This window comes from Mesobacillus harenae, from assembly GCF_013343715.1.
In the GTDB taxonomy this organism is placed as follows: Bacteria; Bacillota; Bacilli; order Bacillales; family Cytobacillaceae; genus Mesobacillus_A; species Mesobacillus_A harenae.
The window spans coordinates 33,654-54,657 of sequence record NZ_JABUNR010000013.1; the positions used below are offsets into that span (position 1 = coordinate 33,654).

The 21,004-nt window shown below is 39.5% G+C and carries 19 protein-coding genes; 3 read left to right on the plus strand and 16 right to left on the minus strand.

The genetic code is table 11. The annotated features are described in order from the left end of the window. Positions 1–5: 5 nt before the first annotated feature. The 3 genes from HRJ06_RS16025 to HRJ06_RS16035 form a co-directional block, all read right to left on the minus strand. Complete coding sequence (locus HRJ06_RS16025; RefSeq protein WP_174733969.1) at positions 6–2,402, minus strand: ABC transporter permease subunit; 2,397 nt, start codon at positions 2,400–2,402, stop codon at positions 6–8. Further along, positions 2,395–3,306 carry an ABC transporter permease subunit gene (locus HRJ06_RS16030; protein ID WP_174733970.1) on the minus strand — a complete coding sequence of 304 codons (912 nt, stop codon included), beginning with the start codon at positions 3,304–3,306 and terminating at the stop codon, positions 2,395–2,397. The genes HRJ06_RS16025 and HRJ06_RS16030 overlap by 8 nt, the downstream gene beginning before the upstream one ends. Before the next feature lie 285 nt (positions 3,307–3,591). Next, a complete protein-coding gene (locus HRJ06_RS16035; RefSeq protein ID WP_242035277.1) occupies positions 3,592–4,158 on the minus strand; it encodes a YppG family protein in 567 nt (188 codons plus the stop codon). 284 nt (positions 4,159–4,442) lie between these two features. On the opposite strand from HRJ06_RS16035, the gene HRJ06_RS16040 reads away from it, so the two are divergent. Next, a complete protein-coding gene (locus HRJ06_RS16040) occupies positions 4,443–4,655 on the plus strand; it encodes a YppF family protein (RefSeq protein ID WP_174733971.1) in 213 nt (70 codons plus the stop codon). 273 nt (positions 4,656–4,928) lie between these two features. Here HRJ06_RS16040 and HRJ06_RS16045 read toward each other — a convergent pair whose 3' ends face one another. The 3 genes from HRJ06_RS16045 to HRJ06_RS16055 form a co-directional block, all read right to left on the minus strand. After that, positions 4,929–5,252: a YppE family protein gene (locus tag HRJ06_RS16045; protein ID WP_174733972.1), complete on the minus strand. Its 324-nt coding sequence runs from the start codon at positions 5,250–5,252 to the stop codon at positions 4,929–4,931. A 102-nt stretch (positions 5,253–5,354) separates the two neighbouring features. Further along, positions 5,355–5,633: a hypothetical protein gene (locus tag HRJ06_RS16050; RefSeq protein WP_174733973.1), complete on the minus strand. Its 279-nt coding sequence runs from the start codon at positions 5,631–5,633 to the stop codon at positions 5,355–5,357. A gap of 550 nt (positions 5,634–6,183) precedes the next feature. Beyond that, positions 6,184–7,179 carry a DUF2515 domain-containing protein gene (locus HRJ06_RS16055; RefSeq protein WP_174733974.1) on the minus strand — a complete coding sequence of 332 codons (996 nt, stop codon included), beginning with the start codon at positions 7,177–7,179 and terminating at the stop codon, positions 6,184–6,186. A gap of 118 nt (positions 7,180–7,297) precedes the next feature. On the opposite strand from HRJ06_RS16055, the gene recU reads away from it, so the two are divergent. Together recU and HRJ06_RS16065 are read left to right on the plus strand one after the other, a co-directional pair. Then, entirely contained in the window at positions 7,298–7,909 is a 612-nt protein-coding gene (gene recU, locus HRJ06_RS16060) for a Holliday junction resolvase RecU (protein WP_174733975.1), read from the plus strand. 35 nt (positions 7,910–7,944) lie between these two features. After that, a complete protein-coding gene (locus tag HRJ06_RS16065; protein ID WP_174733976.1) occupies positions 7,945–10,533 on the plus strand; it encodes a transglycosylase domain-containing protein in 2,589 nt (862 codons plus the stop codon). A 603-nt stretch (positions 10,534–11,136) separates the two neighbouring features. Here HRJ06_RS16065 and HRJ06_RS16070 read toward each other — a convergent pair. From HRJ06_RS16070 to panD, 10 genes are all read right to left on the minus strand, one after another. Then, positions 11,137–11,673 (minus strand): YpoC family protein, encoded by a 537-nt coding sequence (locus tag HRJ06_RS16070; RefSeq protein WP_174733977.1) that lies wholly within the window; start codon positions 11,671–11,673, stop codon positions 11,137–11,139. Beyond that, a complete protein-coding gene (nth, locus tag HRJ06_RS16075; RefSeq protein WP_174733978.1) occupies positions 11,670–12,326 on the minus strand; it encodes an endonuclease III in 657 nt (218 codons plus the stop codon). Before nth ends, HRJ06_RS16070 begins: the two co-directional genes overlap by 4 nt. Before the next feature lie 72 nt (positions 12,327–12,398). Then, positions 12,399–13,103, minus strand: a complete 705-nt coding sequence (locus HRJ06_RS16080) for a DnaD domain-containing protein (protein WP_174733979.1) — start codon at positions 13,101–13,103, stop codon at positions 12,399–12,401. 144 nt (positions 13,104–13,247) lie between these two features. Beyond that, the gene (gene asnS, locus HRJ06_RS16085; RefSeq protein WP_174734091.1) at positions 13,248–14,540 is read right to left on the minus strand and encodes an asparagine--tRNA ligase; all 1,293 of its coding nucleotides are present in this window, start codon (positions 14,538–14,540) and stop codon (positions 13,248–13,250) included. A gap of 99 nt (positions 14,541–14,639) precedes the next feature. After that, positions 14,640–15,830, minus strand: a complete 1,191-nt coding sequence (locus HRJ06_RS16090) for an aminotransferase class I/II-fold pyridoxal phosphate-dependent enzyme (protein ID WP_174733980.1) — start codon at positions 15,828–15,830, stop codon at positions 14,640–14,642. Positions 15,831–15,851: 21 nt separating this feature from the next. Further along, positions 15,852–16,325, minus strand: coding sequence for a cell wall elongation regulator TseB-like domain-containing protein (locus HRJ06_RS16095; RefSeq protein WP_174733981.1), 474 nt, complete (start codon positions 16,323–16,325; stop codon positions 15,852–15,854). 11 nt (positions 16,326–16,336) lie between these two features. Then, positions 16,337–16,507, minus strand: coding sequence for a YpmA family protein (locus tag HRJ06_RS16100; RefSeq protein ID WP_174733982.1), 171 nt, complete (start codon positions 16,505–16,507; stop codon positions 16,337–16,339). 261 nt (positions 16,508–16,768) lie between these two features. Beyond that, positions 16,769–17,608, minus strand: coding sequence for a ComEC/Rec2 family competence protein (locus tag HRJ06_RS16105; protein WP_174733983.1), 840 nt, complete (start codon positions 17,606–17,608; stop codon positions 16,769–16,771). A 53-nt stretch (positions 17,609–17,661) separates the two neighbouring features. Then, on the minus strand, positions 17,662–20,469 hold the full coding sequence (gene dinG / locus HRJ06_RS16110; RefSeq protein WP_174733984.1) for an ATP-dependent DNA helicase DinG: 2,808 nt from the start codon (positions 20,467–20,469) through the stop codon (positions 17,662–17,664). A gap of 150 nt (positions 20,470–20,619) precedes the next feature. Continuing rightward, positions 20,620–21,003: an aspartate 1-decarboxylase gene (gene panD / locus HRJ06_RS16115; RefSeq protein WP_174733985.1), complete on the minus strand. Its 384-nt coding sequence runs from the start codon at positions 21,001–21,003 to the stop codon at positions 20,620–20,622. Position 21,004: the final 1 nt, after the last annotated feature.

Consider the following 21,004-nt stretch of genomic DNA (forward strand, 5'->3'; position numbering starts at 1 on the left):
TTCTTTTATTCTTCGGTCTGAAGCCAGTCCGTAAACGATCCTCTAGGAACCTTAAAGTAATTCATCGTGAATTTTAGAAACTCCTCTGTATTTACCTCTTTATACCTGAACTGATGGTAATAATCAGATAAATATTCCATCACCACAATATCGAATTCGTTTTCTCTTTGATAGGAATTCTTTTTTACCATTTCTGTAAGTTTTAGGGCAGGTTGTCCATAGATATACCCAGAATGTTTATTTTCATGAAGAGGCAAATTTGAGTGCTGCCGGCCAAGGCCTTTTTCTTCAATACTTTTCATCCGGTTTTCTGATATTCTTTGTGCCAAAGCCAATGGTTGTTTCTCAGCCAGATAAAAGTACATATTGGTTGCAAACTCCGTAAAACCTTCATCAAGCCATGCTTCGTTATACGGATCATTGGAAACTACCCCATAGAAATATTGATGAGCGATTTCATGAACAATGGAGATCTCATAAAACTTATCATCCTCAATATAAGGATTGATTGTCACAATGCCTGGATATTCCATAAACTGGCCTTTGTCAAACATGATATCAAGTTGCTTATGCGGGTACTTCCCTATATTATCCTGATAAAACCCAAGTGCTTTTTTTGCGAGCTGCAGTGCTTTCTCAGGGTCTTTGTCATGATTATTTCTGGTGAACAGCCTAATGTTCACTCCCTGTGATTCTGTTTCATATATATCCATGTCTTTAACGACAGCAATGAAGAAATCCCTAACGTATTCCATTTCTACTTTCCCCGACTTGCCTTCCAGCTTGCCGTCTTTATCTGCAGTAGATACGAAGGAATAACCAGAAGGGATACTATATTCTACATTAAAATCAGAGAAGCCAGTGTGAAAGGTTTCTAGTCCATCTGAATAGTCTTCTTTATTCCATGCTCTGTTCTGATAGGTTGCAAGCATTGGATACCACTGGGCGAGATAGTAATTTCCTCTCACAGTTGAGAAACGAACACCTTCTTCAGGAACGGTAAATTCATATGACACTGTTACAGTACGTTTTTCGCGATTTTTCATTGGACTATCAAGAGCTATTTTTAAAGTGTCTTCAGCTAAACTAAACTCAGTTTGTTCTCCGTCAATTTTAACAGTACGAATGTCAACTGCAGAAAACCCTTTAACATTTTTGAAAGGATGTCCTTCTGTAAAGCTATTTGGAATAAAATAGAACACTAACTCATCCCATTTTTCTCCTGATTGATTTTTTACATTTATTTCAGCCTCGGTTGAAAACTCCCCGTCTTTATTCATTTCCAGGCTTAGATTATAAGCCGCCTGGCTCCCATTTCTCACCCCTATATCACTGTCTTTAGTTGCATATACATACGTTCCTGCAGATATGAACAAGAGTATAAGTGCAAGAAAGGCAAATTGAGGAGGTGTAAGCTTCCACCACTTTTTAGTTGAGCTATAAGACTTACGTTTTGGCATTAGCCGCGGTTCGATCCCTGTCTTTATCCATGGGGATCGCTGGTAATTTGATTGAAAGCGATTTTTCAGCCCATTAGCGAGCAGGCTAAACGAAGCCGTTGTAATTAATAAAGCTGCTAATGGAACCAGCAGGATAAAATGGGAGCCATATATATTCCCTCTCGCCTGTCCCACCAGTCCTGCAAGCTCCTTTGTTTTAGAAAAATACATTAAAGGATCGTATGTTACAAAAGTTCCGCCTACAAAAATATTCATTAATGCGAGTTGACCCATGATTGCTATTACATAAACGATTTCTAGAATAAACATAACAAGAAGAGATTCTTTCATTTGCGGAAAAATATGCCCCCATACAATTCTACTTCTTCTAGCCCCGAGGGCGCGGGCTGCTTCAACATAAACTGATTTATAAAACTCAGCAGACTTTTGTCTAACAGACGAAATAATGCTTGGAATACTAATGATTGATGCAATAATAATAAAATAAAACACCAAGAAAACAGGATCTATCTGGCTATTAAAAGGAATAGGAATTAATAGAAAGTACAGAATTAAAAATAAAGGTACATAACTCCAGGCGTTTTCAAAGGCGACCATCCATCCAGGAGTTTTTTTCCAGGTGCCTATGTATAGCCCAGCAATCGTACCGAAAAGCATCTTAATAACCGTAACAGCAACGGCTATAAAAACAGTATATCGGATACCATGTAAAACCATTGATAATAAGTCATAGCCCCACTTATCTGTTCCAAGTGGCCACTCTTTTGAGGTATACGGATCAAGCGGCGGGGAGATTATTGTCCCATTTGTATATTTTGTTTCAAGTGCCTCTGTTAATGTATGGGGCGCCAGTATTGGGCCAAATAATGTCAAAAATAAAAGAACCGTAACAAAGAAGATTCCTGCGTATAATTGATAATTAACCCTTAACAGTCTATTCATGGATAAAACCCCATTTAAAGAGATAAAGTAGCAGTCTTACAGACAGATAGACTGTAAAAGATATAGCCAACATTGCGAGCAATCCAATTGCCACTGGCTGGAAACTGTAGGCCGCTGCCCCCGAGGTTGAACTTTGAAAAATAAACTTAGTAATTCCTGAAACGTTCAGCAGGTACTCGATAATAAATAAATTTCCAATTGCAATGGAAATAATTTTTGTCAGTTCCGCTACGATAAACGGTTCAACATTTTTAAAAACATGCTGAAAATTTATGTAATTTAATTTCATGCCTTTTGCAACCGCTGTTCTGATAAAATCTTCTCCACTTGTCTGATAGTACTTAACTGAAATTAACTTAAACATATACAGAGTGGGAGCCAAACCAACCAGGATCATTGGAAACCATATATTCATTGCCCCTGCATCAGGTCTAAGTGAAATGATTCTAACTCCTGTAGCTTGATAGAAATTCACCGCTAATATCATCGAAACGATGATTAAAATAAAATCCGGTACAGCTGCAAGAGCATTCATAAAGCTGTTAAAAACTTTCGTCGGCCTAAACCTGCTTACGAAAATTCCGAAGAAGAGGCTAATCACAAGGGCCACGTTGACTCCTACCACCATTATTTTCATACTGGTAAAAAAGTTATCCGCTATGTCGTCTTCTATATTTCTTACCTGGGCCCCTGCAGAATATGTTCCCAGAGACCCGCTGCTAATAGTGTTTATAAATTCGCCAGCCAATGAAATCACGATTTCAGGATGCCACTCCAGCCCCATTGAAATCGAACTATCAGGCCCTCCATCCCCTAAAACTGGTTTAACGACTATTGTAGCTGGCAGCGCAGCCAGCAAAAGGACAAAGATAAATATAATGCTTATCTGTTGTAAAGTCCTCATATATACAACCCACCATCCCTATAACAGCTCTCTATTTTAATTTCAACATTATGTAAATATCTGCATAAAAAAATTAACATATAAATCACAAAATTAAAAGAATAAACCTAGGTACCTTGAAGAAGCCGGAAAAATATTCTTCCTTTTACTTTTATTAGACCTATTATTAATGAGTGGGCCAAAGGGCTCGCTTTTCCTAAGGGAGAGAGCCTGCCTGCGATTTATAATGTATAGAGCTCTTTAAAAGAAAAACGGCCCGATATTGGACCGTCGGAACAAAATTGTTTAAATTTTCAGGACGCCTCCTAGTCCCTTAAACATGGAAGAAACTTGGGTAAGTGCATTCACCATTTGGCCTGCCGTATTTGCCATTTTATTTATATCCAGAGTCCCATCCTGACCTTTAAATGAATTTAATACACTTTGAAACCCAGATGGAGGCCTTGGCATGAAAGACTGTGCTGGATAGGGATGCATATTGGAATATTGACCAAACTGCTGGCCCTGAATTCCGTAACCGGTTCCTTCAGGCTGCTGAAGGGGATTTTGAAAAAGCATTTTTGACATTTGATTTTGCTGATACTGGGGAACAAATCCTCCCCCCATCATTGGCGGCTGTAAACCGCCGGATGGCATGGAAGAAAACTGCGGAAAACCAGTAAAGGCCTGCGATGGCGTTGACCCGTAATTCCAGTTACCCGATCCCCCCCATTGCGAATTAAATAACGGTGGTATCTCGTGTTGCTGACCTTGGGGATAATACATATTCCGGTTAAAGCTTCCGGCCTCTATATACCCATAATTTTTCCATTCTGCCGGATGATGTCTTCGATAAGTGTGTCGGCCGAACATGATAGGATCCTCCTCAAATTTCACTACTAATCACTTTATGAAGCACGTGCCTACTTTGTGCCTCCTTGGGCGTCATTTTACATTCATGTCTAAAAACAAAGGAATTTGTCGGAAGTTTAAATATTTTAAAAACGGTGGATATGTATATTTTCATGCTACCATATAAGAAAGCGTTTACTTTATTCGCGGCAGCCAGGTTCAATCCACCTACAAAAACGCTAAAGTTACATTAAACATTTGTAGGTTTAAGACTTATTCTTTTAAAAAGATGGAGGGGGAAAACCATGAACGTCAACGAACTTAAATTACTATTTGCCCAGATGAGGGATTATACACCAGAAAGCGTAAATGAATTATTAGATTTTGCTAAAAAATCATATATTCATAATGAGATCTCTATAAATGATTACCGTATCCTTGTTCGTGACCTTGAATCACAGGGCGCTGTTGTTCCTGAGATCTTAAAAGAAAACTCACTGGTTGAAACCTCTAATTAAAAGCTAACTAAAACGGCGAGAGAAGGATCACAGTAAACTTGCAACTCTAGAGTTGGTGACCAGCAAATTGCTGGCTTCGCGAGGCAGTAGAGATTAACGAAGCAGATTGTCCAGGGGGTTTGCCTTTTACCATGCTCAGAAGACTTAAAGGTGGACAAGTGTTAGCCGACTATAGCTTCGACAAGAGCTGGAGGGCTTGAAGGGTTCTTTGACTCCTGCCCCTATCTAGTATAAAAAGCACCTTTTGAACGAGGTACAGTTCAAAAGGTGCTTTTATTTATTAAATGAATTTAAAATCCCAATCAGAACATAATTAATAGCTTGAATATGGTCAATAAATCGTTTACGGCTTGTTTCAGGAAAAAATGCCTGTATTGATACCATTTCAATGTTATCTGCTGTCGTGCTAATTTGCATGCTATGCAGGTTTTTGGGTCTAACCTCAGTTACCCAGACTAGCGCCTCCTCCTTCCAAACCTCTACCTTTCCTTTGACTTCATCTGCGAATGGCTTTACCTCCGTATAAAAGTCACTTTTACTTCCAGTTTGTTTTACCAGTTCAAAACGATCTGCTGACTTTTTTATATACTGTGCCATTTCCTCTGTTAAAGTTTGTAGTCTATCGAACTGTGCAATACTAATCACTCCTTAAAAAATAAGAGCAGCTTTGAATATTTTCAGAGCTACTAAAGGTTACTATTATTTTACGGGATAAGAAAAACCTAATTCAAGCTTTAGTCCCTGACTTTTCTCTTTTTTTTGATAATCCTGCTTTTGCTCCTTAAAATTGGAGTATTGGGTTTCTAGTGCTTCTAGCCGGTCACTGCATAAACTAAGCCGCTCCTCTTGATCGGCAAACCAAACAGTCCTCATTTCAGCAAGGCTCACATTCAGTTCGTTCTCAAATAATTCCAGCTGTGAGTTCACTTCCGAGAGCATCATAAGAATTTCTTCTTTTCCCTGTCCTTTTCGTATCATCAGTTCCTGCCTCCTCTTTCTGTGCGCTTTGATTCCCTTACCTTATAAAGTCAAAATAACAAGCAGCAGACAAGTTAACTAAAAATATTATTAATGAGTTAATTCTTGATCTGTTTAAGACTTCCTTCCTTGGTGACAAAACTAGAAGTTTTTCGGCAAAGAAAGAACCTATTCCCTAGGTCTTTTTCAAGATTCGACACACAGTGTCCGCATGAAAAATCAGCCTTTGAACAAAATAAAAACGGAGGTGTTAAAAATGACTAAGAAGAAATCAAATAAACAAAATCAACAGCAGGTTAAAGAAAATAAGCCTGGATACGGTGACAAAAAACTTGAAGGACCCGATCGTCCATCCACTTAATTTTACTGCATCCTAAATGCTTAATTCTATGGGCTCTTACATTAATGCAGACAAGCTGTAAAAGCGCTGTCTGCATTATTTTCTTTTTAACAATTATTTTCGGAAAGTCAGCCAAAAAACGTTTCCGGATTTTTGAATGCTCTCAACTCCAGATTCTCCGTTTTTGCTTCGTCCAAGGTTACTCATGAGCTAGCTTCTCGAGGTCTTTGTTAAGTCAGTAATGGAACTAAGCGTATAGAGCTGCTTCCGCTTATGAAGGTACCAGGATGTAAGATTTGTTGTATGTTGATGGACCACCTTGTTAGAGAACCATTTGTTGTTAAACTTACTTATTGTAAACCAATCTTTCTGCTTATGATAATCATGTGCGATGACAGGGTAAACCATTCTTAGGAAAGGGGTATCCCGTTGCTTTGGGGAATGAAAATATTGCTCATAATCATATCTTGACCCAGTATGCTCCGTTTTTAAGGCGAATTCGAAAATCTGTTTATAATATTCTTCGCTAAATAATATATCAGCCAGACGCTTTCCCAGGTCAATTCTTTTATTCAGGGTTTTAAAACCATTTACACTTGCCCCATACAATTCACCATGACAGGTTGGAAATAGAACAGAGTTAAAGTGAAATAAGTCTTGAAAGTTAAACATCATTGTATTAAAAATTTTTCTTTTATAGAATGGATGCTCGATAACTGGCCGCTGGATAACATTTTGTTCATTAATAATTAATGCGATCATCAATCTTTTCTTATTTTTAAAGTTCCAAAATTCAGTCCATTCATTTTGCATGAAGACAGAAATATCAAAATACGGAAGCAAGTGAAACATTGGGCGCTTCATTTTCGTCGAATAGTAATAGAGCAATAATTGAGGGTAAGCATCCCTAAAAATTGTCCAATTGGCACGCTCATAAGTTAAATATAGACGGTGCCGTTTTTTCTCTGTCAGCATCTTTTGGAAATAGCTGCTTTCAAGATCGCACATATTCCAGCCCGCATTTCTAGACACCATACTTGCAAGCAAGGACCAAATCATATCTTGCTGTTTTAAATACAACTCAAAATAAGCCTTAGTACGAGAAATATTATCCAAATTTTTTTTCTCGGTCTCATTTTGGATCTTCTTTAAAATTTTTTGTTCCTCAGAGGTTGGCTCGCAGAGACTCGGAGTATTTTTTATCATGAAGCATCTTCCTTCGCGTTTAGCATATCTTTAGGGTGAATGTAAATAGGACAATTTATTCACCAAAACCGAACGGATATTTGGTATGATAGAAAGTAGTTTTGCGAGGTGGCTTAAAATGGACTTTCATTATCCGAATGGCAAACGGTATAAACCTGCCCACAGTCCCGCGGCTAAACCCAAAGCCGATAAGAAGTGGACGTATAGTAACAGGGGGATGACTCTTGAGGAAGATCTAAATGAAACAAACGAATTTTATTTAAGCAGGGGCTTGGCGGTTATCCATAAAAAACCTACACCTGTACAAATTGTGAATGTCGACTATCCGAGAAGAAGTGCGGCCGTTATCAAAGAAGCTTATTTCAAAACAGCATCCACGACGGATTATAATGGAGTATATAAAGGGAAATATATAGACTTCGAAGCGAAGGAAACTAAGTTTTCCACCTCCTTTCCTTTGAAAAATTTTCACAAGCATCAGATTGTTCATATGACGTCTGTTTTAAAACATAAAGGAATCTGTTTTGTTATCCTTCGATTTTCTTCTGAAGGGGAAGTCTATCTGCTTGAGGCTGAACACCTATTGTACTTTTGGGAGCGTATGGAAACAGGAGGCAGAAAATCGATCACCAAAGAAGAAATTGTGCAATATGGCCACCCAATTACGCTTGGTTATCAGCCAAGGATTGATTATATTAAAGTGATAGACAGTCTTTATACTCTTCATTAATTTATAATTGCGTATTCGGAAAGGAAGGAATTAATATGTCCCAAAAATCCCAAACACGAGAGGAGCGCCGCAAAAGCACCTCTGCAAACAAAAAAGGAGGCAAAAAAGCAAAGGGAACTTTCACCCGGATTTTTATTGCTCTATTTGCCCTTGGAATTGTTGGAATGCTTACTGGCGTTGCCGCTTTCGCGTTCATGATCCAAGATACACCAAAATTAGATGAAGCAGCTTTGATGGATCCGATTTCCTCTAAGCTTTATGATAAAGATAATAACTTATTTACAGAAGTAGGCTCTGAAAGGCGTGACTTCGTTCCTTATGAAGAAATCCCTAAACTTGTAGAAAATGCAGTTTTAGCTACCGAAGACGTGCGTTTTTACAAACACAATGGTATTGATCTTATTCGTCTCGGAGGCGCTGTACTAGCCAATATAACGGACGGTTTTGGATCCGAGGGAGCAAGCACGATTACCCAGCAAGTTGTTAAAAATTCGTTTCTTGGCACGGAAAAAACACTAAACCGCAAAGCACAGGAAGCCTGGCTTGCCTTCCAGCTCGAACAAAACTATACAAAAGAACAAATTTTTGAAATGTATGTAAATAAAATTTTCATGTCAGAGCGCAGTCATGGGATTGCGACAGCCTCTAATATTTATTTTGGAAAGCCACTGAAGGATCTTGAACTTCATGAAGCCGCACTGCTTGCGGGCATGCCGCAAAGCCCAAATAATTATAACCCTTTCAATTATCCTGAAAATGCTGAAAAGCGGAGAAATATTGTTTTATCTCTAATGCATCAACATGGCTTTATTAATCAGGAAGAAAAGGAAGCTGCACAAGCTATCCCAGTCGAGTCCTCGCTTGTAAAAAAAGAAGATCGTGAAAAGGATAGAGACAAATTCGATTCATTTGTTGATATCGTTATAGAAGAAGTTCAAGAACACGGTGAATATGATATCTTTACCGATGGACTTCACATATACACTACACTAGATCCCAATGCACAAACATATGTAGACAATATGCTTAATACAAATGATGTAATTAATTACCCTAATGACGAATTCCAGGCTGGTATTACCCTCCTGGATACAAAAACCGGTGAGTTAAGAGCTATTGGCGGAGGGCGGAACAAAGAGGAAGTACAACGTGGTTTTAATAATGCCATTGATGCACGGAGACAGCCTGGCTCAACCATTAAACCCGTTCTTGATTACGGTCCGGCAATAGAGCACCTGCGCTGGGGAACCTATCACACTCTTGTCGATGAGCCTTATAAGTATGAAGGCGGCAAAGAACTAAGGAACTGGAATAATAAATATGAAGGCCCCATGACTATGCGAGTTGCATTGGCTAAGTCCAGGAATATTCCAGCTCTAAAAACCTTTCATGAAGTTGGAGCAGACAGAGCAAGAGACTTCGGGGTTCAGCTTGGGATTCCTTTTCCTGAATCAATCCCTGATTCTGCGGCAATTGGCACTTTTGAGGTTTCTCCACTGCAAATGGCTGGAGCATACAGTGCTTTTGGGAACAACGGCTTCTATACCGAACCGCATTCCGTAAGAAAAATTGTATTGAGGGACCAAACTGAAATTAATACTGCCCCAGAACCCGAGGTAGTAATGAAAGATTACACAGCCTTCCTGGTTACGGATATGCTTAAGAGTGTTGTAAAGGATTCCTATGGAACCGGGCATCAATTTGCGAACATTCCAAACCTGCCGGTTGCTGGCAAAACAGGAACAACCAATTATACCGATGAAGAAAAACAAGCAAATGGAATTCCGGATGGAGCAGTTCCTGATTCCTGGTTTGTCGGCTATACCACAAATTATACGGCTTCAGTCTGGACGGGTTATGCTGACAGAAAACAATATCTAGCAGCGGACAACTATCAGCAAAAGATCGCGCAAATCATGTTTAAAAATTTAATGGCTCATGTATCACAAGGTATTGATACGCCTGACTTTACAGTTCCTAAAAGTGTAGAAGCTGTTAAAATCGAAAAAGGAAGCAATCCTGCCAAGCTTGCCAGTGAGTATACTCCACCTGATCAAATTCTATATGAGTATGCAGTTAAGGGGAATGCTCCACAGGAAGTATCAAAGAAATTCGATAAACTTGATAAGCCAAGTGGGCTAAAAGCTGAGTATAATGAAGAGCTAAACGAGATCATCCTTTCATGGGATTATGATACCGAAAAGCATTCAAATATTAGTTTCGAAGTAACGGCTGCTCTTGATGAAGGCCCAGAACAACCGTTGCCACAAACAAACAAGACTGGATTGAAGATTGCCAACCCAGTACCTGGGGGCATTTACTCCTTTAAAGTTACAGCTTTTCGAGAAGATCAGCGCAGTGAGGCTGCTGCCATCACCATAGAAGTTCCACTCCCCCCTGAACCTCCAGAAGATGAGGAAGAGCCAGATGGAGAAACTGAAGGCGAGAATGGGAACGGAAATGGAAACGGCAATGGAAACGGGAACGGGAACGGAAACGGAAATGGGAACGGGAACAATGATGGTGAAGGTAATGGTAATGGTGAAGACGGTGGTGACACTGAAACCGATGTGCCGCCTGACGAGGAGGGAGAAGAAGATCAAGAAAACATACTTGATCTTTAACATGGACAATAAAAAGCATTTAAATACACAAGAAATGACGTATGAATTATCATACGTCTTTTTCTTTATTTATCAAGGTACTACGGACGTAGGGACCGAACTTATCGGCTGGGGGATCAGGTTAAGCACCCACTCCATCAAATAGACGGAAAGATTCCCCTTAATTAGTAAATAGCCATGAAAATAGTTAAAATAGAAGGAGAAATTCCCCTCAGTTGTTTCAAAAACGAGAAAATAGGTGATTTTGAATAGCATAGGTGGAAAATTTCCCCTATTTACCCCAAAACGAGCTCTATATTACATTTGACGGAAAAAATATCCGCTTATTTTACTTTTAGCTGATTACTCGATCTTTTAAGGATAAGACATCTTTTATTTAAAAGATGTGAGTTTTATCTCAAAACAGGATCCCATTTAACCATAGCGGTGAACCATATCAAAACAGTGAGGTGTTAAATAAATAAGGTTGTTTTATTCCTAATAAAGAACCTCGCTGAATACTAATGCGAGGTTTACTTTTTTAAAAATACCAATAATGCCAATACGACTGTCATTTCCGCACCTATTTTTTAGAAAGCACCTCAAAACAGAACCCTTTAAGAATTAACTCTGGCTGCTTTTTAATTTTTTCAATGCTTTAGCCTTTTCAAATTGTTTTTCCTGCTCAGCGAAAAGCTCTGACAGCTGAATAAAAGAAGGAAATGAATTTGGCCGGTCAAGTATAAAGGATATTCTCTCTGTTGCATTTACCGGCTTTACATTCAGGTGGTTTATTAGACTGAGCTCATCTAGTCTTACAGGCTGTCCGTTAGTCCAATAAAGGTATTCTAGCAGAAGTCCTGCTGAATTGGTCATTCCCATTATTGTTTCTTTTTTTGCACTTTTATTTCTTTTTTTAAATATTTCTCCAAGTAGGATCTTTTCTTGTTTCCACTCTTGCCATATCAGAGGGACGTTATCAATTGGATCTTCCCAGGGCTTTATAGCTGATATGTTTGAGTAGTGGGCGAGCTCGTATAATAGGATAGGCTTTACAGATAACTTTTGATTATATGTTTCTGACCAGACGAATGTCTGCTCTGGAAAAAACAGCGGACTAGAGAGTTCTTTTGGAATCATAAAAGAGAATTGATCTGTCATTCTGTTTGTTTCCCCTTCATCCGCTTCTTTCCTTCCCGGCAAAGCTCCAGTAACGGACATACCTCACATTGAGGGTTCTGAGCCTTGCAGTGATATCTTCCAAAGAAAATCATGCGGTGGTGGGTGACAGACCATTCGTCTTCAGGTACCTTCCTCATCAACGTTTTTTCTACCTCTAGAACGGAATCCTTCCAGCGGCAGAAACCTAGTCTCTTGCTCACTCTTTCAACATGAGTATCTACTGCAATAGCAGGTATGCCATAAGCAACTGATACAACAACATTGGCCGTTTTTCTGCCAACCCCGGCGAGGTTGGTTAACTCGTCACGATCCTGTGGAACAATTCCACCATATTGGTCAATAAGCGTTCTGCATAGTTTTTGAATATTGCTGGCTTTATTTCGGTATAGGCCGATCGAACGGATATCCTGCTGAAGCTCCTCTAAAGGAACAGATAGAAAGTCTTCGGGTGACTTGTATTTTTCGAACAAATTTTTTGTTACTTTATTTACAAGTGCGTCCGTACATTGCGCCGATAGAGCTACAGCAATGACTAGCTCAAAGGGATTGGAGTGGTTTAATTCACAATGGGCATCAGGAAACATCCTTCCCATTTCATCAAGACAATAACGAATTTGAGCTTTGTTTAACATAAAGACACCTTCTTTTCGAGTATTTGACATATAAAAAACGAGAGAAGAGATTCTCTCGTTCCGGAAACTAGCTCATTGCTCCAGCCAATTATAGAATGGGACCGGTTTTTGCACCGCCCGTTCATCATTGCTGGCCTTCTGAGGAGTTTGATGCTGCCTAAATTTTCTGCCGTAGCTCTTAGCCTGCTCAATCGTTTTAATACCGTTTTTCTTCCATTCGAAAAGAATCCGATCTATGTAACGAAAGTTCAGCTTCCCTGAGATAACCGATTCTCTTAAAGCTGCTTTAATGATCACCGGATCGTGATGATCATCATCGAGCCACATTCCGAGCGTCTCACATTCGAATGGAGATAAAGGTCTGCCAAATTCCTTTTCAAAACAAGTGTATAAATCAGTTTCTTCCCGCTCGTTTAATTTTGCAGCCTCTTCCTTACCTTTTGTGGCAAACCGATCAACAAGTTTTTCCCATAAAGGCTGCAGCGAATAGGATTCATATCTAATTCCCTCTGCAGAAGCACCGTCCACTATATTTATAAAACCTTTTTGAACGAGTGTTCTCAACATTTCTGTGCACTCAAAGGACGAACAGGTCATTCGGGCTGAAAGCTCAGTTGGGGTTGGAAATTCGTTGCCTTTATTACTAAAATAAAGAACTTGAAGTAGTAAAACCAATTCTTGTTCATTTAATTTTAAATTTTTGTATTCTGTTAGTAATGCGCCTGGAAGTGTAAGATTTCCTTCTTTAAGCCAGTCTAACAAATCTGATTTCATCATACCCGACACCTCATTTCTTAGTATATCATGAACAAGACCTGCTAGTAAGAGAATCGGTTGAGATAAAATAAGCAAATAATTCTAGTGTCGCAGTAAGCTTATAAAAGGGAAAAGACCCGCAAAAGCAGGCCTTGATTGTAATAGTTATGGGTATAAACGATTTAACAGGCGCGGGAAAGGAATTGATTCACGTACATGTTCAACACCACTTAGCCAGGCTACTGTACGTTCCAGGCCAAGCCCAAAGCCTGAATGAGGAACAGAACCGTATTCTCGAAGCTCCAAATACCACTTGTAGGCCTCAATTGAAAGTCCATGTTCTTCTAACCGCTTTTTCATTAGGTCATATTCATGAATACGCTGAGACCCGCCGATGATTTCGCCATATCCTTCAGGAGCTATCATATCAGCACATAAAACAACATCGTCCCTGTCAGGTGCGGGCTGCATATAAAAAGGCTTTAATGATGTTGGATAGTGGGTAATAAAGACAGGTTTATCATAGCTTTCGGCAATAGCTGTTTCATGAGGTGCACCCAAGTCGTCTCCCCACTCGATATCGGTAAAACCTTTATCTCGCAAGAACATGAGAGCATCATCATAAGTGATTCTTGGGAAGGGAGCTTTAATGTTCTCAAGCTTGGAAGTATCCCTGCCAAGCGTTTTTAACTCGATCTGGCAATTTTTCAAGACTGATTGAACAATATGGCTTACATACTCTTCCTGAACGACGAGGTTTTCTTCAAATTCACAGAAAGCCATCTCTGGTTCAATCATCCAAAACTCAATCAAGTGACGGCGTGTTTTTGATTTTTCTGCTCGAAAGGTAGGTCCAAAAGAAAAAACTTTTCCCAATGCCATTGCAGCAGCTTCCATATATAACTGACCGCTTTGAGACAAAAAGGCGTCTTCTTCAAAGTATTTCGTATGGAATAACTCGGTAGTTCCTTCAGGAGCACTCCCAGTTAGAATTGGCGGGTCGACCTTTGAAAAACCATTTTCGTTAAAGTATTCATAAGTGGCCCGAATAATTTCATTTCGAATCTTCATTACAGCATGCTGCCGGCGGGACCGAAGCCATAAGTGGCGATTGTCCATTAAAAATTCGGTTCCGTGCTCCTTGGGGGTAATTGGGTAGTCAACAGCCTGATGAATCAGTTCAACACCGTTTACTAACAGTTCAAAACCGAGCGGTGACCTCTCATCTTTTTGGACGACACCCGTAACATAAAGAGAGGATTCCTGTGTGATCGATTTCGCAAGCTGAAATATCTCGTCTGGAACCTCACTTTTAACTACAACACCCTGAATAAATCCTGTCCCATCACGCAGCTGCAGAAATGCAATTTTTCCGCTGGAACGCTTATTAGCAATCCAGGCTCCGATTCTAACTTCTTGATCCACATGTTTATGAACTTCTGAAATAGTTGTTTTAATCAATGTTATATTCCCTCCAAAGACTTAGCAAAACGAATGTTGTATTGCCTATATAGTTTCAGCTGCAAAAATGAATGATCTAAGCAACTGACGCCGGTATTATTCCATTTTGTTTGTCACAAAAAGATTAATTCTTTCTACTGCTCTTTCCAGCTGGTCTAAAGATGTCGCATAAGATAGGCGAAGATTATCAGACGCACCGAAACCAGAGCCAGGGACTACAGCAACCTTTGCCTCAGTAAGCAATGCTTCAGCAAATTTATCCACTGATTCGAAGCCTGACATTTCAGCTGCCTTCCTTACATTAGGAAAGAGGTAAAATGCGCCTTGCGGTTTGATGCACGTAAAACCAGGTATTTGTATGACTTTGTTGTAAATGATATTTAACCGCTCTTCGAAAGCATTTCTCATTTCTTCAACAGGAGCCTGTGTCCCTGAATAAGCAGCAATTGCACCATACTGGGCAGTGGTGGTTGGGTTTGATGTACTGTGGCTGGCTAGATTATCCATTGCATTAATAATCTGCTTGTCTCCTGCTGCATAGCCGATTCTCCATCCTGTCATGGAATGTGACTTTGATACTCCATTGATCAAAATGGTCTGTGCCTTTAATTCTGGAGAAATCTCTGCGATGGAAACATGTTTATGGCCGCTATATGTAAGCTTTTCATAGATCTCATCAGATATAATCAGTATGTCTTGTTCAAGACATACTTCACCTAAAGCTCGCAATTCTTCTTTACTGTAAAGCATTCCTGTAGGATTGCTTGGTGAGTTGATAATAACCGCTTTAGTTTTTGAGCTAATTGCGTTTTTTAGCTGGTCAGGATTAACCTTAAACTCGTTCTCCTCCAACCCCTCAATATAAATAGGCTTGCCGCCTGCAAGCTTTACCTGTTCCGGATAACTAACCCAGAATGGAGTAGGGATAATGACTTCGTCACCTTCGTCAAGAATAACCTGAAAAAGCGTGTATAGTCCGTGCTTGGCTCCGCTTGTAACAATAATTTCTTTGTTGGTATACTCAAGATTCTGATCTCGTTTTAGTTTATCAGCAATTTCCTGTTTTAAAGAAGCTAATCCTGCTGATGGAGTATACTTTGTATGTCCCTCTTTCATTGAGGTGTAAGCCGCCTCAATTATATGCTCAGGTGTATTATAGTCCGGCTCCCCGGCCCCCAGCCCTATAACATCATGTCCCTGTTCTTTAAGTTCTTTAGCCTTCGCTGTAATTGCTAGTGTGCTTGAAGGCGTTAAAGACCGTACTCTGTTTGCAAGCCTTGTTTTCACTTTGGTTCCTCCCTTATCAAATTAAAGGTTTTCAATGATACGCAATCTTTCCCCAGTATCAAAATGGACATAATAATAATTAATTAAATTCTGTTCAGAACGGTAATAAATTTCCCAGACTGGCCTATTCTCTATAACACCCAGTCTTACATCGATAATTTTCTGAGGAGTTTTCTCACTATAAAGGATATCAATCGCTTCTTGTCTGGAGATTCCTTCATCTGCTGATCTGGTAATTATATCCCCTTTTTGTTCAGGAATCCAGACGATGATGCTCTCATTGGCCTCATCTGTACCTGTAACCACGTAATATGTATTGTCCCCGTGATATAATTGGAATTCTTCCGCATGAATGAGGCTGGTTTCCTCGATGGCAGTTTCTATCGCTTTTTGCTCTGCGGCTTTAACCGGCTTTGTAGCATTGAGATAAATTACAACTGAGCTGCCTGCCAAGAATAGAATTAGGATGCTTCCAATGATGATCCACTTTTTCATTTTATTCACTTCTATGTACGATAAATGGTGAATACCGCAGTGTTTTGATCTTCGGGATCCAGGGCCAATCCGAACATGAGGTCATCATGCTTTAGAGTTCGATTTAGAGCATCGACAATTTTGTACAAGTCAGGGCTTTGCTGGAGTTTCACTGTCGATAATACATCGATTTTACTTTCCATACTGGTATTCCTCCTATTGCTCAACAATATTTGTTACTTATATTGCTGTATTAGATGGCAACACTAAAGATACATCCATTAAGGATTCTTACAACCCATTATATCAGGTGTTAACCTTTTTCGTTAACAATTAACGGTTAAGAATATCAAACAACAACAAATTTTTCTGGTTCACACACACTTTTGCTGCGCAGCAATGCGCGGCTTTTTTTGCTCGAAAAATCCCTTATATACTTACTTAACAGCCCCATAATGCACACTCTACTTAAGCTCATCTCCGCTGTAAATCGTTATTACTTCATAATTAATGTCGGTAAACTTCATTGTGACTGTACCATGTTTTTTTGTCAGATAAACATCAATCCAGTTTTCATGCAGCTCTTCTACGAAGTCTGCACTAGGCTTTTCAGATTTCGAATTAAAGATAACCGCTATCTGAGGATCCATGTGCATAATAAGCCTGTCTGATATTGATCCTTCTATCCCATAGCATGGTATTTTTACAACATTGACATCTTGAAGTGATTGATTTAAAAGTGAGCTTTCAACTTCTGGACCTATCGAACTTAAATAAAGAATCCGGTGCTTCAAAAATCTGAATGATAAGTCCATACCTTCCCCTGGTTTATTCCCTTCGTATATAACTTCCACGTTGAATTGAGGAAAAAGTTCTGTATTTGTCCCTTTTTCCCAAAGTTCTACAGTCGTTGATTTATCCAGGTCTAAATTGAGGGAGCTGAATGATTTTCCTATAATCACTTTCTTGACCTGATATTGTTCTATTAACATTCTCAGGTTTTTTTCATTGAAATCTCTTCTAGTTAAAATAATGGTCGATATATTCTCCACATCAAAAAGGGCTAAAAGTTTTTGAACTTCATCAGCTGTTCCAGGCCCTCCTGCATTAATTAGAATATTTTCACCGCTAGCATATTGCAGCAGACCTGCTTCTCCATCCGTTAAAGAAAGAAAAGTGACCGCTATCTCAGCGCTTTTAAGATTAAGATCAATCCCCTCAACTTCAACCGGCTTAGACGGTGAATCAGATGGAATAAAAAACCAATTATTTAAGGCTATTATTAATGTGAATAACACTTTCATAATCCATTCCTCCAGTACGTCTAGATATAGAGTGTGTTATTCACAAAAAAATATCAAAGCCAAGTTTCAATTGTTTTAACAATCTCGTCAATTGAGTATTTTCTTACCGGTATACTTGGAACTGAGTTAATAAATTCTTTTCCATATGATGTGGTCAGAATGCGCCGGTCAAACACAACTACCAACCCCTTATCATCTGAAGTCCTGATTAGACGGCCAAAACCCTGTTTAAATCTAAGTATAGCTTCTGGAAGAGCAAACTCTGTAAACGGGTTCCCTCCTTTTGCATTGATCATGTCACTTTTGGCTTCTGCAATAGGCTCCTCAGGTGATGAAAAAGGAAGGCGAACAATAATAAGGCAGGATAAATCCTCCCCAGGAATATCAATTCCCTCCCAGAAGGAGCTTGTACCAAACAGGATGGCTTTTTCGAATCTTTGAAAGTTACGCGTCAGCCTGGACCTGCTCCCTCCTGTAATCCCTTGGGCTATTAGTGCATAATCTTCTAGGAACCCGCTTTCCCTTATCAATTCATATGTCTTTTTCAACATATCATGTGAGGTAAACAGGATAAGCATTCTGCCTTTTGTAGCTTCAGCAATAGAAATTATATGCTCGGTAATCGCCGCTGTAAACTCTTCTTCCCTTACAGATTTGATATCTGGAAGATCTTCCGGAACAATTAGCTGCACTTGTCTTGAATAGTCAAAGGGAGACGGAATGATATCTGTATCACATTCAGCCAAATCAAGACCAAGCCCCTTTTGTACAAAATCGAAATTTCCATTGACAGAAAGTGTTGCAGAAGTAAGTACAACACTTTTTTTCTTGGAAAAAAAGTGCTCATGCAAATACGAGGCTACAGAAACTGGCTGTGCATATAAAGTTGTGGCATTTTGTGCAGCCCTGAAGTCTAGTTCAACCCATGTAACAAAATCTTTTTCCTGATTGAATATCATTGACCTTAAGGTTTGCCTCATTTCACCAATTTCCTTTATAAGCAAAGCTAAATCTTCCAGCACTGCTTTTTTCTCACTCGGCAGATTAGGGCTAAACCGCTCTAAATAGGCTAAACGCTTTTCAAAAGCAGCTATCAAGTCCTTGAGCAAAAATGAAAAACGCTCAGCACTTGCTTCAAGCCCCTTCCACACTCTACCTTCTTGTTTAGCAAGCCTTAAGTGAACCTTTGATATACCGGTTTTCCTTTGCTGCTGTTTATTACTTTTCACAACCATAGTAACCATTCTAAAAAAATCATCTGCTTCGTGCTGTATGTCTCCAATTAATTTATTTAATACAAAGGAGTGCTCAAGCTGGTCATGATTCCCATCCACTTTCTCCACCAACTGCTCCAGCTTAGAGAAAAGCTGCCCTTGCTCGAATAAGCCAAGCTGATTAAAAAGCAACCGTACACCCAAGTAATCAAGAGACTTGCCGAAGAGCCTGCCGGCTGCACGTTCCAAATGGTGGCCCTCATCTATAACGGCAAAGTCATAGGATGGTAAAATAGGCTGTTTAGCTACAATATCAGTTAATAAAAGAGAGTGATTCGTTATAATAAGATCCGCATCTTCAGAAGCTTTTTTCGCTTTCAGATAAAAGTCCCTGGAATGCCATGCTTTATTTTCAAGAAAAGATGTTTCATCATTTTTGACCTTATTCCAAAAAATCATTCCCCCGCTAGACAAATTAAGTTCATCTGAGTCGCCTATCTGAGTCTCTGTAAGCCAGACTAGAATTTGCATTTTTGACAAAGTGGTATCATAATTATCGTCTTCTTCACGGAGTGACTGTTCAAACCTTGGCAAACTTAAATAATGGCCCCTTCCTTTCAACAAAACAGTTGAAACAGGAAATCCAAGGATCTTTTTTAAAATTGGAATATCTTTTGCAAGCAGCTGTTCTTGCAATTGAGTCGTATATGTACTAATAATTACTGGAATATTATTTTGCTTAGCAAAGTATACCGCCGGTACAAGATAAGCAATAGATTTTCCAACTCCGGTTCCAGCTTCAATAAGAGCGTGTTTATGCTTATTAAATACATCTAAGACCATATCCATCATTATGAATTGTCCTTGACGATTTTCAAATGTAGGAAAGGCTCTTTTTAAGTATTTCTCCTTAGCCTCGTCGCTTTCTGGGTAATCAAGCTGAGCATCTTCTTTTGTGGAATTCTCAACCCAAATCGCCTGCCTTAAAGCAAGGCTTCTATATACCTCAATCCCATCAGGCAAAACTTCAATTGTTTTTTCCTTCTCACTTACTATATCTTCAAAAAGTAAATGAATGTCACTCTTTAGCCCATCTGAAAGACGAGCAAGGCTTTTAATGGTTACAAAAGGGAGCGCCCCTATTTGGCCCAATAAAATTTGCAGAAGTTCTGCCGTAACGTAGGCGTCGCTGTCAGCCTGATGAGGACGTTCATGGGTAAGGCCCATATTAGCCGCCAAATCAGATAATTTATAGCTATCGGCCGTAGGCAGCATAATTCGCGAAAGCTCAACCGTATCTAATACAGGTCCATAAAAGCCCTCTAATCCCGCCTCTATAAGTTCTTCTTGCAGAAAAGACAGATCAAAGAAAACATTATGGGCTACAAAATAGGCCCCTTCCAGCAAGTTTGAGACCTGTGGAGCGATCATCGAAAAGAGTGGGGCATCCTGAACCATATCAGCGGAGATTCCTGTCAGCTCCTCTATGAAGGCGGGGATCTCTTGTTCAGGATTTATCAGGGAAGAGAATTGATTTGTTATTTTACCATCTTCGATCACAACCGCCGCAAACTGGATGATACGATCTCCCCTTTTTGGGGAATTACCTGTTGTTTCCAAATCTACCACGACAAATTTATTGCTCATGAGTTACACCTCTTACATTCAGTCACTCCAAAACGTACCATAAAAACTAAGAAATCAAAAGTTTAATTCCCAACTTTTGATCTAAGTAACAAATTTATTGCCTGTTTCCAGCAGGGAAAAAGCCCCCGCTGCAAGCAGGAGCTTTTCGTTTTATAGGACGGTTGCTTCAGGTTCAGCATGGATAAGTTCTTTAATACGGTTATTTTCATCCATAATAGCAACTTTCGGCTGGTGATACTGAACTTTTTCATCAGCAACTAGAGCGTAAGAAATAATAATGACAATATCTCCCTGTTGGACAAGGCGGGCAGCTGCTCCATTTAAACACACTACGCCGCTTCCTCTTTCACCAGGTATAATATATGTTTCAAAACGGGCACCGTTGTTGTTGTTCACAATCTGAACCTTTTCGTTTGCTGCCAACCCAACTGCATCTAATATATTCGTATCGATCGTAATGCTTCCTACGTAATTAAGGTTCGCTTCAGTTACACGGGCTCTATGAATCTTAGCATTCATCATGGTGCGGAACATA

Excerpts from the sequence above, each read along its gene's own strand:
- HRJ06_RS16025 (WP_174733969.1), bottom strand. The coding sequence starts at position 2,402 with ATGAATAGACTGTTAAGGGTTAATTATCAATTATACGCAGGAATCTTC.
- HRJ06_RS16030 (WP_174733970.1), bottom strand. The coding sequence starts at position 3,306 with ATGAGGACTTTACAACAGATAAGCATTATATTTATCTTTGTCCTTTTG.
- HRJ06_RS16035 (WP_242035277.1), bottom strand. The coding sequence starts at position 4,158 with ATGTTCGGCCGACACACTTATCGAAGACATCATCCGGCAGAATGGAAA.
- HRJ06_RS16040 (WP_174733971.1), top strand. The coding sequence starts at position 4,443 with ATGAACGTCAACGAACTTAAATTACTATTTGCCCAGATGAGGGATTAT.
- HRJ06_RS16045 (WP_174733972.1), bottom strand. The coding sequence starts at position 5,252 with ATGGCACAGTATATAAAAAAGTCAGCAGATCGTTTTGAACTGGTAAAA.
- HRJ06_RS16050 (WP_174733973.1), bottom strand. The coding sequence starts at position 5,633 with ATGATACGAAAAGGACAGGGAAAAGAAGAAATTCTTATGATGCTCTCG.
- HRJ06_RS16055 (WP_174733974.1), bottom strand. The coding sequence starts at position 7,179 with ATGATAAAAAATACTCCGAGTCTCTGCGAGCCAACCTCTGAGGAACAA.
- recU (WP_174733975.1), top strand. The coding sequence starts at position 7,298 with ATGGACTTTCATTATCCGAATGGCAAACGGTATAAACCTGCCCACAGT.
- HRJ06_RS16065 (WP_174733976.1), top strand. The coding sequence starts at position 7,945 with ATGTCCCAAAAATCCCAAACACGAGAGGAGCGCCGCAAAAGCACCTCT.
- HRJ06_RS16070 (WP_174733977.1), bottom strand. The coding sequence starts at position 11,673 with ATGACAGATCAATTCTCTTTTATGATTCCAAAAGAACTCTCTAGTCCG.
- nth (WP_174733978.1), bottom strand. The coding sequence starts at position 12,326 with ATGTTAAACAAAGCTCAAATTCGTTATTGTCTTGATGAAATGGGAAGG.
- HRJ06_RS16080 (WP_174733979.1), bottom strand. The coding sequence starts at position 13,103 with ATGATGAAATCAGATTTGTTAGACTGGCTTAAAGAAGGAAATCTTACA.
- HRJ06_RS16095 (WP_174733981.1), bottom strand. The coding sequence starts at position 16,325 with ATGAAAAAGTGGATCATCATTGGAAGCATCCTAATTCTATTCTTGGCA.
- HRJ06_RS16100 (WP_174733982.1), bottom strand. The coding sequence starts at position 16,507 with ATGGAAAGTAAAATCGATGTATTATCGACAGTGAAACTCCAGCAAAGC.
- HRJ06_RS16105 (WP_174733983.1), bottom strand. The coding sequence starts at position 17,608 with ATGAAAGTGTTATTCACATTAATAATAGCCTTAAATAATTGGTTTTTT.
- dinG (WP_174733984.1), bottom strand. The coding sequence starts at position 20,469 with ATGAGCAATAAATTTGTCGTGGTAGATTTGGAAACAACAGGTAATTCC.
- panD (WP_174733985.1), bottom strand. The coding sequence starts at position 21,003 with ATGTTCCGCACCATGATGAATGCTAAGATTCATAGAGCCCGTGTAACT.